The organism is Aeromonas sp. S15(2024) (assembly GCF_041402265.1).
Classification (GTDB): Bacteria; Pseudomonadota; Gammaproteobacteria; order Enterobacterales; family Aeromonadaceae; genus Aeromonas; species Aeromonas dhakensis.
The window spans coordinates 92,250-104,160 of the sequence record NZ_JBGLQY010000003.1 but is presented as its reverse complement, the minus strand read 5'-3'; the positions used below and the strand labels follow the sequence as shown (position 1 = coordinate 104,160).

Genomic DNA, 11,911 nt, shown 5'->3' with positions numbered 1-11,911 from the left:
GATGAAAAAGCTCAATACCCTGCTCGCTGCCGCCATCATGTCCGTGCTGGGCACCGCCCAGGCCGCCGATCACACCCTGGCCATGGTGGTCTCCACCCTCAACAACCCCTTCTTCGTCACCATGAAGGAAGGGGCCGAAGCCAAGGCCAAGGAGCTTGGCTACGAGCTGGTGGTGCTGGACTCCCAGAATGACCCGGCCAAGGAGCTCTCCAACATGGAAGATCTCACCGTGCGCAAGGTCAACGCCATCCTGATCAACCCGACCGACTCCGAAGCGGTGGGCAACGCCATTCGCCTCGCCAACAAGGCCAACATCCCGGTGCTGACCCTGGACCGCGGCGCGGCGCAGGGTGACGTCAAGGCCCACATCGCCTCCGACAACGTGGCAGGTGGCAAACTGGCCGGCGATTTCATCACCCAGAAGCTGGGTGCCGGTGCCAAGGTGATCCAGCTGGAAGGGATCGCCGGTACCTCCGCCGCCCGTGACCGCGGCGAAGGCTTTGCCCTGGCCGTGGCCGCCAACAAGCTGGAAGTGCTGGCCTCCCAGCCCGCCGACTTTGACCGCACCAAGGGTCTGAACGTCATGGAGAACCTGCTGGCCGCTCACCCGAGCGTGCAGGCAGTGTTCGCCCAGAACGACGAGATGGCGCTGGGTGCCATCCGCGCCGTGCAGGCCGCTGGCAAAGAGGTGATGATCGTCGGCTTCGACGGCACCGACGATGGCAAGGCCGCCGTGGCCAAGGGTAAACTGGCCGCCACCGTGGCCCAGCAGCCCGCCCTGATCGGCGCCATTGGCGTGGAAACCGCCGACAAGGTGCTCAAGGGCCAGCCGGTGGAAAAATCCATCCCGGTTCCGCTGCAAGTGGTCAGCAAGTAAGTTGACGGGGGGAGGTTCGCCTCCCCCTTTTCACTCAGGGTTTACGGTGCCTCCCGGCCTGGATCCGGCTTTCGTGTCCATGCCAAGATGCATCAGGAGTACTCAACATGAATCGTCTCGTCGTTCTGGGCAGTGTCAATGCAGACCACGTGCTGCGCGTTCCCCACTTTCCTCGCCCGGGTGAAACCCTGACCGGCCACAGCTATCAAGTGGTGCCCGGTGGCAAGGGCGCCAACCAGGCGGTAGCCGCCGCCCGGTTAGGTGCACAAGTCTCCTTTATCGCCCGCATCGGCGATGACGCCATCGGCCACCAGATGAAGACCGGCTTTGCTAAAGACGGCATCGATGTGAACGCCGTCGAGCTCGACCCCAAGCTCCCGACCGGCATCGCCATCATCTATGTGAGCGATGAGGGGGAGAACAGCATCGGCATCTCCGCCGAAGCCAACGGCGCCCTCACCCCGGCCGTGGTGAAAGGCCATGAAGCGATGATAGCCGCCGCCCACACCCTGCTGCTGCAGCTGGAAGTGCCACTGGAGAGCGTGCTGGAGGCCGCCCGCCAGGCCCGTGCCCACGGCACCCGGGTGGTGCTCAACCCCGCCCCCGCTCGTCCGCTCTCGAGCGAGCTGCTGGCACTGGTCGACCTCATCACCCCCAACCAGACCGAAGCGGAGCTGCTGACCGGCGTCAAGGTCACCGACGAGGCGAGCGCTGCCGAGGCGGCCGCCCGTTTCCACCAGATGGGCATCGAAGAGGTGATGATCACCCTGGGGTCGCAAGGGGTCTATTGCAGCAAGGGGCAGCAGCAAGCGCTCATCCCGGGTTTTCGGGTGAAAGCAGTGGACACCACGGCGGCCGGCGATACCTTCAACGGCGCCCTCTTGGCGGCCGAGCTCGCCGGCGCCGACTTTGACGCGGCCGTGCGCTTTGCCCACGGCGCCGCGGCGCTCTCCGTCACCCGGTTTGGTGCCCAGAGCTCCATCCCGAGCAAGCAGGAGGTCGACGCCTTCCTGCTTGAGCAGACTGTACAGGGGCACTGATGGCCAATATCAAGGAGGTGGCGGCGCTGGCGGGGGTGTCGACCACCACCGTCTCCCACGTCATCAACGAGACCCGTTTCGTCGCCGAGGAGACCCGCGAGCGGGTCTTCGCCGCCATGCGTGATCTCAACTATGCCCCGAGCCTGGTGGCCCGTAGCCTCAAGGTGAAGGAGACCAACAGTATCGGCATGCTGGTCACCACCTCCAGCAACCCCTTCTTTGCCGAGGTGGTGCGCGGGGTGGAGCGTTACTGCTTCGAGCAGGGCTACAACCTGATGCTGGGCAACACCGAGGGGCAGGCCGAGACCGCCCTCTCCTACCTCAAGATGATGCTGCGCAAGCGGGTCGACGGTCTGCTCATCATGTGCAGCGAGGGACAGCAGGAGGTGTTCAACCAGCTCGACTGGCTCAAGAGCCTGCCGGTGGTGGTGATGGACTGGGGGATGGAGAGTGCCGACGTGGACCTCATCGCCGACAACTCCCATCGCGGCGGCTACCTGGCGACCCGCCACCTGCTGGGGCTGGGTCACACCGCCATCGGCTGCATCACGGGCCCCCACAGCCGCGCCCCCGCTAACCAGCGTCAGGCGGGCTTCGAGCAGGCGATGCAGGAGGCCGGTCTTACCGTCAATCCGCACTGGATCCAGGAGGGTGACTTTGACTGCGCCAGCGGCCATCAAGCGATGCGCCGCCTGCTGGCGCTGCCCGAGCGCCCCAGCGCGCTGTTCGTCTGCAACGACATGATGGCGATGGGGGCCATCAGCGCCGCGCATCAGGCGGGGCTGGTGATCCCGCGGGATCTCTCCATCGTCGGCTATGACAACGTGGCGCTGGCCGAATTCATGTCGCCGCCGCTCACCACCGTCAATCAGCCGAAAGAGGAGCTGGGCCGCCTCGCCGTCACCCGGCTGCTGGCGCGCATCAACGGCGAGGCGCTGGCGGACCACCTGATCACCGTTGACCCTGACCTGGTGATCAGAGATTCTTGCGCTCCCCGTCCCTGACATACACGCTCAATAAAAAAACAAGGCGACCCTGGGGTCGCCTTGCTGCGTTTTGTCTCTGGCAGGTTCAATACCGCTCTTTGTGCTCAAGCCAGCTGCCTTGCCTCACTGCCCGCCAGCACCTGCAGTTGCACCAGCCCCAGTCTCCGGGCCAGCGGCTGCAACAACTCGCCATGTTCATCATCCTGCGGCAACCAGTAGCGCACAGGCCAGCCGGCCGCCAGCTGCGCCGGGGTGGCGCTGCCAATGTCTCTGAGCGCCAGGGTGCAACCCTGCTGCCGCAATCCCGCTAGCAAGGCAGTATCCGGTTGCAATGCCGGCACCAGCAGCACCAGCGGCGTGCGGGATGCCCCCGGCAGACAGGCCAGCACCTGGGCCAGCTGAAGCTGATTGTCGAGCTGGACCAACAAGGCACAATCATCGCCACGCAGCGTCTCGCGCGCCTGCAGCAGCCGGGCCAGCACGGGGCCCAGCACGCCGCACTCCTGCAGCCAGCGCATAGGACAGGGCGTGTCCTGCTCTTGCCAGTAGAGCGCCAGTTGCCACAGGCCGTTGCCCTGTTCATCCGTCATCGCCTGCAGTGCCACCCGCAGCGGCGCCGGCTCGCGCCCGGCCAGCCAGTCGCGCAGCTGATGCAGTTGGTGCTGGGTCAACTGCAACTGCTGCAGCATGGCCGGCGCAAACCAGCTGATATCCCCCTCCTGGCTGCGCTTGGTCTGATTGAGAGCCAGGATGGCCTGATCCAGCAGCTGGCCGGCATCTTGCTGCTGCGCTCTGGCCACCCCGAGCCGGCAGGCCAGCTCGAAGCTGCACTCCCGGGTCACGAACTCGAAGTGGAGCAGGCTCATCAGCTGGTGGATGCGCGCTTCCAGCGTCCCGTCCGCCGTGGTCAGCACTACGGCGAACTCATCACCACCGAGCCGGTAGGCGTGACTGCCGTGGGCTTGCTGCAGCTTGTCAGCCACCGTCTGCAACAGCCGATCACCGACCTGATAGCCGAGCAGATCATTGACCTGCTTGAAGCGTTTGAGATCGAGCACCACCAGGGCGCTCGCCTCGCCGGCATGCAGGGCGCGGGAGAGCTGTTCCTGCAGGGCGCGGCGGTTGCCAAGCCGGGTCAGGGGGTCGAGCAGGGCGAGCCGGCGATTCGCCAGATTGGCGCGAATGAGGGCGGCCACCAGGGCACCGCCGGTCAGCAGCAGGATCAACTGCCAGATCTGCAACCAGAACAGGCTGCTGCGGATCTGGCTCACCGAACGTTCCCGCTCCTGACCGGAGAGGATTTGGTTGCCTATCTGCTCGATGAGCCGGGTCTGGCTGGCGATCGCCTCCTGCAGGCGGGCGAGTTGGGCCCCTTCCCGCAGCTCCCCTGCCACCATTTGGGGCTCGAGTCGCTTGATCTGCTCGAACAGTCCGGCCAGCGCCCTGCCAAGCCCGTGCCGCTCGCGCGCCTCGGCGGTTTCACTGCTGATGAGAAAGATGTCGAGCCGGTTCCACAGCAGATCGTAATCGAGGCTCAGGGTCTCCATCTCCACTTGGCCGACCCGATAGAGCCGCAGATCGGCGAGGAAACGCTGGGATTCGAGCATCACCTGGCTGATGTTCCAGTGGATGTTGCGATAGAAGGTGTCGACCAGCTGCTCCTGGCGATGCTGCAGATAGAGGCTGCTGCCCGACGAGAGCAGAAACAGCATCGAGACCGCCACCAGCAGCAGTTTGTGGCGGGATAGCCCCATCAATCGACGATCTCGATGCGGGTCACCTGCCACACCATGCAGTTGTGGATGGCGGGCACGTCCAGCTTGGGATAGCTGGTAAACGGAATAAGCAACCAGAGCGGCCCCTTGTTGCGCCGGGTCAGCGGCTTGCCGTCCTCCGCACGCACCAGGGTCAGCGGCACGCCGTCGAACAGGGCCAGATCCACCACCTGTTGATAACCGTTGAGGGCCGAGACGGCGATCTTGCGGGCATCCTGGATCCCTTGTGCCGCCAGTACGGTTGCCAGGGTCGGCCCGCGATAGTGGTGGGAACCCTGGGTCCAGGGGGTGGTGGTGGTGAACTCGGTCTGTGGCAAGGCGGAGAGGGTCGCCTCATCGAGGGCCACTTGCTGGCCACCTGGCAACACCAGGGTCATCAGGGAGGCCTGTGCCGATGCGCCGGCACAGGCCAGCATCAGGAGGGAAAAAGCGAGCCATTGCTTGAGAGTGATCATGTAAGTTGCGCCAACTGCGTCCCATTTTTTGGCTGCCAGTGTGGCGATTTCACCGGTTCATTGCAACTGCGCTGATGCACAATAGCTAGGGGCCGCGCATCTCCATCCAGTTGTGCCCCTCGATCTGCGCCGGCTGGTGTACGCCGCAGCGTTGCAGCAGCTCATCCACATAGGCCGGCACCAGCAGGGAAGCCGGACCGTAGCGCTTCTCGTCAAACTGGCTGCCCACTTCGCTCGGCTCCAGGTTGAGCTCTATGGTATGGGCTCCGTTCAATCCCGCTTCGTGCACGAAACCGGCCGCCGGATAGACGGCGCCAGAGGTGCCGATGGAGATGAAGAGATCGCACTGGGCCAGCGCGCCGTAGATGCGATCCAGCCCGAGCGGCATCTCGCCGAACCAGACCACGTGCGGACGTAGCGGCTGGGGAAACTGGCAGCAGGTGCACAGCTCCTCCTGATGGAGATCGCCGCGCCACTCGATCACCTGACCCGAGCCTGGGCAGCGCGCCTTGAGCAGCTCACCGTGCATGTGGATGAGGTTCTTGCTGCCGGCGCTCTCGTGCAGGTTGTCGATGTTTTGGGTCACCAGGGTGACGCAGCCCGGCAGCAGGCGCTCGAGCCGGGCCAGCGCATAGTGGGCCGGATTGGGGTGAATGTGGGGTTGCTGCAGCTGATGACGGCGAGAGTTGTAAAAGCCCTGCACCAGCTCCGGATCCCGGGCATAGCCCTCCGGCGTCGCCACGTCCTCCACCCTGTGCTCCTCCCACAGACCGTCACAGGCGCGAAAGGTCTTGATGCCCGACTCGGCCGAGATCCCGGCACCGGTAAGAATGACGATGTGTTTCGCTGACTGCACCATGACTGACTCCCTCTGGCTAGCTCTCTGGCTGACCTTAGCACAGGGTGAAAAACCGGCCTATTCGCCCTTGGTCTTATGATGCGGTTACAGGGTGTCGAGCACGCTCAAATCGAGTCGCACGAACACCAGCTCCCGACCCGTCACCAGGGTGAGCGGCAGGCCCAGCCCGCGCAGCAGCGCCAGCATGGGGCGATTCTGGGGTAGCACCTCCGCCGTCCATTCGCGGATCCCCTCGCCGCGCGCCAGCAAGGCCAGCGCCAGCAGGATGCGCCGCCCCGCCCCTCGGTGCTGGAAGTGATCGGCGACGATGCAGGAGAACTCGGCCCGATCCGGGTGCAACCGCCGCCGGATGGACTGGGCCTGGGCCAGCGGCCGCCCCTGACCGTCGGTCAACAGCAGGCCGATCTGGTGTTCCCTGGGATAATCGAGGAAGAAGGCGAGCTGCTCATCGCTCAACCTCTGCTTGGCGCGCATGAAACGCAGGTAGACGCTCTGCTCACCGAGTTCGTCATAAGCCGCCCGGATGCGGGCGGGATCGGCCCCCGCCAGCTCCTGCAAACGGCAGGGAACGCCCCCGACCTCCATCATCAGCGGCAGGTCGGCGCGGGTGCGGGGATGAAGCCAGCCGGACAGGGAGCGTCGCAGCCGGGCTTCGTCCGGCGGCCAGCAGAGGTAGCGGGCCACCCTCTACCAGCGCCCCGCCATGCCGCGATCGCGCCACAGGTTGTGGTCCAGCAGGTTGAAGGGATCGTCCAGATAGAGGGCGATGCCAAGCTCCCGGGCTCGGTTGATGAAGCGCCCCAGCAGGGAGTCCGGGGTCATGGCCTCCAGGCTCGGCAGCAGGCTCTGCCCCAACAGCAGGTGCTGCAGCGGCATCCGCTCCAGCAAGTCGAACGGAATGTGCTGATCGTTGTCCAACAGCAGGGCGAGCCGTGCCCCCGCCAGACTGGCCTGCAGCACCAGGGCAAAACGCTCCGCCTGGCTCAACAGGTGGTCGCGCCGGTGGATCAGCAGGGTGAGCTCGCCAGGCTCCCTGCCCCGCTGGACGAGCCACTCGCGCACCAGCTCCCAGCGCGGCGGCAAGCCGGTCACCGCCAGCCAAATGGGCAAGGGTGACGGAGGATCGGACAAGAGCCCGAGCAGCCCCTTCTCCTCCCCCTGCCAGGTGCGGATGGTACGGCGCAGTCCGCTCAGGCGGCGCTGACGCTGCGGCCCCAGATAAAGCCCCTTGAGCAGGCTCAGCAGATCGTCGGCCAGCAGCGGCTTGGCCAGGGCCGCCAGCACGTTGAACCCGGCATCGTGCAGCAGGCGGCGGGCGCCGTCGATCAGGGTCTGGTCGTGGGCGGAGAGCAGCACGATGGGCAGGCCGCTGTGCTGGTATTGGGGCTGGCTCATCAGCAGGCTGATGGCATCCTGATCCACCAGGCTGAGATCGCTCACCAGCAGCTTGATCTCGCCACCGGCCAGCGCCTTGATGCAGGCATTGCCATCCTGCACCCACTGACAGGGCAATCCCAGTCCCCTGATCTCCTGCTGAATGTGGGCCCCCTGAAACGGGTGATCCTCCAGCAGCAACACCCGGGTCTGGGCCAGCCACTCCTGCCACGCCAGATAGCGGCCATTGACCCCCGCCAGCCAGTCATCAGTGAGGCGATAGATCCCCTCCGCCTGCGCTGTCAATTGCGGCAGGTAGTCGGCACCAGCGTGGGAGTCGGGATCGAACAGGGCGATGGCACCGGCGGCAAACAGACCTTCCCACTGCCAGCAGGCATCGGGCCGGGTGCGGCGCAGGGTGGCAAATTCCGGCAGTTCGACGGCTTTTGCCGCCCGATAGGCAACCCCGTCTAGGGCATAGATGGTCACGGGGTGGAACAGGCGCTCATCCGTCTCTTCCGAGTTCAGCAAGGCCAGTAACTCTTCATCTGTGATGATCATGTCAGAGCCTCTCACGTAGTCGCCGGCACACCTCGTCCAGAGCTTGCCGCAGCGGGGGTAGCAGGGGTTGCCGTGGATCCCGTTTCCACTGTTCAATCACCTGGACGAGCGGGGTCGCGCCCACCATTTTGGCGGCCCCCTTCATCTTGTGTAAAGCGGCTTCCAGTGCCATCTCGTCTGCTTGTGTGACACAGCGCTCAATGTCGGCCAGATCCTGGCCGGTCGCCTCCAGATAGAGGGAGATGAGCTCGGGGGTGAGCAGCGGCATCTGGGCTTCTGACCAAGAAGCAGGCGCTGCCGCCTTCTGCTCCGGGTTCGGCTCGGGTGCGGGGTCCCCCAGGGTGCGCAGCAGATTGGCGAGATCCTTGAGCAGCAGCGGCTTGTCCAGATGACCACGACAACCGCAGCTGGCCAACTGCGCCGCCGCCGGCTCGCTGAGATCGGCGGTGATCACGTAGGTGGGCAGATGTTGCCAGCGCGGGGAGTCTCGCAGTCGGCGGCAGAGCTCGGCCCCGTCCATCACCGGCATCTGCAGATCGGTCAGCACCAGATCGACCGTCTCGTGCTGCAGCATGTCGAGCGCCAACTGGCCGTTGGCCGCGCTGATCACCTGGGCCCCCAGCTGGGTCAGCTGCATGCTGATCAATACCCGGTTCACCTCGTGATCTTCAACCAGCAGCACCCGCATCCCCTGCCCCGGCAACGTGATCATGCCCTGGGCGGAGGGCACCAGCCGCGGCTGCAGCAGGCTGACCACGGAGCCCGGCACCCAGGGTTCGCCCTGCCAGTCCCAGTAGCGCAGCCCCTGTTCATCCTGGCGGGCGCTCAGTACCGGGCCGGCCGGATCGTCCGGCAGATCGAGCTCGCCGAGCCAGGGCAGCAGATAGTCCCGCTCCGCTCCGTCGAGCGCCACATGGACGCTGCTCACCCGCGGGCGCCAGCGCGGCATCTCCTGCAGCAGCACCAGCGGCAATGCACAGGTGAAGCGGCTGCCGCCGGTCGTGCGCGGCTCGACCCGGATCTCGCCCCCCATCTGCTCCATCAGCTGGCGACAGATGGCAAGCCCGAGCCCGGTCCCCTGCGCCCGCGGCTGCCCCTCCTCCCCACCCTGTTCAAAGGGCAGGAACAGGCGCGGCAGCAGCTCGGCACTGATGCCGGGCCCCTCGTCATCCACCCCGCACAGCAGCTGGGTGCCGTCCCGGCGGGCCCACAGCACCACCTCGCCACGGCTGCTGAACTTGATGGCATTGGCCAGCAGGTTGTGCAGTACCTGCTGCACCCGATGGGGATCCAGCTCCACCTGAGCGGGCAGTCGGTGATCCAGATCCAGCCGCAGTTGCAGCCGCTTGGAACGGGCCTTGGACCAGTGCACGGCGGCCACATGCTCGCACAAGTCCACCAGATCGGTGGGCTGGGGCGAGAGCGCCAGCTGCCGGTTCTCGTTGCGGCTGAAATCGAGCACGTCGTTGAGCAGGCCCAGCAGCTCATCCCCTGCCTGCCTGACATGGGAGAGCGCAGAGTGCTGCTCGGCATTGAGGGGGGTATGGGTGAGCCACTCCAGCAAGCCGAGGATGGCGTTCATGGGGGTGCGAATTTCGTGGCTCACCGCCGCGAGGAAGCGCCCCTTGGCCAGCACGGCCTGCTCGGCCCGCTCATGGGAGGCCTGCAGCGCCTGCTCCTGCTCGACCCGCACCGTCACATCCTGCACCACCCCGTATACCCGCCACCCCTGCTCGGGCAGGCTGCGCCCCCGGCCGTAAAACTGCAGCCAGCGAGTACCCTTGAGCGGATGCTGGTAGCGCAGGGCATAGGAGAAGGGCTGGCCGGCCTGCAGCATCTCGCGCATGGGCTGCTGCATCTCGACCTTGTCCTGTGGCGCCAGCCGTCCCAGCGCCTCGCCCGGGTTGCGGCGGATCTGCTGACTGGCCAGCCCCAGCAGCTCATAGCTGCCGCGGCTGATGAACTCCACCTGGCGGATCCCCTCCTCGTGCAGCAGGAACTGGATCACCACGCCGGGTACCGTGTTGGTCAACGCCCGCAGGCGCCGCTCGGCCTGGCGCAACAAGCGGGTGCGCTCGCGCAGGGCACTGATGTTGGAGAGCGCGATGAGATCCCCCGCCGGCGACTGCTTGCCGAGCTGGAGCGGGATCTGGGCGTAGGAGTAGACCTGATCGCCCAGCACCATCTCCCCCTCGCTCTCTTGCAACTGGGCCTGCGGCAGCTGCAGCTCCGCCAGGTAGCGGGCCTCCAGCCGCTTGGCCTGCTTGTTGCGCTTGATGATCTCGCCCTGATTGTCCCGCAGGAACACGGGCACCGGCAGCGCCTGGAACAGGGACTCCCGGAACTGGCTCTCCAGTGCCAGAGTCTGCTCCATCGCCTGGCGCTGACTTACCTCCCGGGCCAGCTGCTGGCGCGAGCGCCAGATCAGCCAGATGACACCGGCACTGATCAGCAGCGCCAGCAACACAGAACCCAGCCAGATCCCGTAGCTGACCCCGGCCTGCTGGGTCAGTACCAGCCGGTGCCAGCGCAGTTTGAGATCGTCATTCTGCTTGCCGGTGAGGGTCATCAGACTCTGCTCCATCACCCCGGCAAGCCTGGGGCTGTGCCGACTGATGGCAAACCCCAACCCAAAACGCTGCGGCAGCTCCCGCACCTCCAGCCCGTCCAGCTGGTTGTTGCGAAGCGGGTATTGCAGCTGATAGAGCTCGGCCAGCATGGCGTCGGCCGCGCCGCTCTGTACCGCCGCGATCCCCGCTGCCAGGGTGTCGCTCTTGCGCCAGCGATGCGTGCCCTCCAGGCGGGTCAGCATCTCTTCGTCATAGAGGGTGGCGGGCACCACTATCCGGCCCTTCACCGCCGCCAGTGTCTCGAACGGCTGGGTCTTGCGACTCACCAGGGCATAACGGCTGACCGCCATGACCCGGGTGAAGTCGAAGGCATTGGTCAGGGCCGGCGTCTCCAGCAGGCCGACCATCATGTCCGCCTCGCCGCTTTGCAGCTTGGCCAGCGCCTCTTCCCGGCTGGCGGTGGGGATCACGTGGAAGTTGAGCCCGGTCTGCTGGCTCACCAGTTTCAGCACGTCCGCGCTCCACCCCTTGAGATCGCCCTGCTCGTCGAGGCCGCTGTAGGGCATCAGATCCGGGTTGACCACCAGCTTGATGGCGCTGGAGGTGCCGACCAGCCAGGCCTGCTCCTTGTCGGTGAAGTGGAGCGGGTTGATGTCCTGCTCCCCCTGCGCCAGGTAGCGGTCGAGATCCTGATAGAGGGAGCCCGGCGGCAGGTAGCGGATGGCGGTGTCGATCAGCTCGCGCAGCGCCGGTTTGTCCCGCATCATCAGCCGGTAGCTCACCACCAGCTCGTCGCTGCGCAGGCGCCTCAGCCGCAGCCCGGTGTCCGGGTATTCGCGCATCAGGTAACGCAGCTGCAGGTAGTCGCCGAGGTAGGCCGTCCCCTTGCCCGCCGCCAGCGCCGCGTACCAGTTGTCCGCCTCGGTCAGGGGTTGCTGGGTTGAATGGGGATAGAGGGCACGCAGTACCTCGTTCGCCTGCCAGATGGGCGAGACCAGGAACCTGGCCTGCTTCAGCTCGCCGCGATAGAGAATGGCGGACTCGGCCTCCAGCATGGCACGACTGAGCGCCATCCCGGGCAGGGCCTCCAGAGAGGGGCCCACGTTGGGAATGAGATCGCAGCGCCCCTCCAGCAATCCGCTGCGCACGGCAGACCAGTTGGGCAGCTTCTGATAGATGAGCGGAAAGGGGAGCTGTTCGGCCAGTCGCTCCATCTGATCGACCAGCAGCCCTCCCGACTCATCGAGATAAGGCGGTCTGATGAGCGCCGGATAACAGATGGTCAGCGACTGGGTGGCATCGGCAAATGCCTTGGCGGTCGTGGAGAGAGGCAGATCCATCGCCTGCAGTGGCGCGGCCAGCAGCAGACCTAGCAAAAGACTGGTTTTTATCATGAAAAAGTAAAAGCCAGGCG

At 65.7% G+C, this 11,911-nt stretch carries 8 protein-coding genes and 1 pseudogene; 3 read left to right on the top strand and 6 right to left on the bottom strand.

Translation table 11 applies throughout. The annotated features are described in order from the left end of the window. Position 1 precedes the first annotated feature (1 nt). From rbsB to ACB033_RS07820, 3 genes are all read left to right on the top strand, one after another. Complete coding sequence (gene rbsB / locus ACB033_RS07830) at positions 2-877, top strand: ribose ABC transporter substrate-binding protein RbsB (protein WP_010634030.1); 876 nt, start codon at positions 2-4, stop codon at positions 875-877. A gap of 107 nt (positions 878-984) precedes the next feature. After that, positions 985-1,917 carry a ribokinase gene (rbsK, locus tag ACB033_RS07825; RefSeq protein WP_139725512.1) on the top strand — a complete coding sequence of 311 codons (933 nt, stop codon included), beginning with the start codon at positions 985-987 and terminating at the stop codon, positions 1,915-1,917. Then, positions 1,917-2,921, top strand: a complete 1,005-nt coding sequence (locus ACB033_RS07820; protein ID WP_139725511.1) for a substrate-binding domain-containing protein — start codon at positions 1,917-1,919, stop codon at positions 2,919-2,921. The genes rbsK and ACB033_RS07820 overlap by 1 nt, the downstream gene beginning before the upstream one ends. 86 nt (positions 2,922-3,007) lie before the next feature. Here ACB033_RS07820 and ACB033_RS07815 read toward each other — a convergent pair whose 3' ends face one another. The 6 genes and pseudogenes from ACB033_RS07815 to ACB033_RS07790 all read right to left on the bottom strand — a co-directional run bounded on the left by ACB033_RS07815 (position 3,008) and on the right by ACB033_RS07790 (position 11,873). After that, positions 3,008-4,657, bottom strand: a complete 1,650-nt coding sequence (locus ACB033_RS07815; protein WP_371140430.1) for a diguanylate cyclase domain-containing protein — start codon at positions 4,655-4,657, stop codon at positions 3,008-3,010. Beyond that, a complete protein-coding gene (locus ACB033_RS07810; protein ID WP_139725509.1) occupies positions 4,657-5,133 on the bottom strand; it encodes a hypothetical protein in 477 nt (158 codons plus the stop codon). Before ACB033_RS07810 ends, ACB033_RS07815 begins: the two co-directional genes overlap by 1 nt. An 85-nt stretch (positions 5,134-5,218) precedes the next feature. After that, positions 5,219-6,010, bottom strand: a pseudogene (cobB, locus tag ACB033_RS07805) (Sir2 family NAD+-dependent deacetylase); the annotation flags it as partial. A 66-nt stretch (positions 6,011-6,076) separates the two neighbouring features. Continuing rightward, the gene (locus ACB033_RS07800) at positions 6,077-6,676 is read right to left on the bottom strand and encodes a GNAT family N-acetyltransferase (RefSeq protein WP_010634036.1); all 600 of its coding nucleotides are present in this window, start codon (positions 6,674-6,676) and stop codon (positions 6,077-6,079) included. 3 nt (positions 6,677-6,679) lie between these two features. Beyond that, positions 6,680-7,927, bottom strand: a complete 1,248-nt coding sequence (locus tag ACB033_RS07795; protein ID WP_010634037.1) for a response regulator — start codon at positions 7,925-7,927, stop codon at positions 6,680-6,682. Between the two features lies 1 nt (position 7,928). Next, positions 7,929-11,873: an ATP-binding protein gene (locus ACB033_RS07790; RefSeq protein WP_162519889.1), complete on the bottom strand. Its 3,945-nt coding sequence runs from the start codon at positions 11,871-11,873 to the stop codon at positions 7,929-7,931. Positions 11,874-11,911 lie beyond the last annotated feature (38 nt).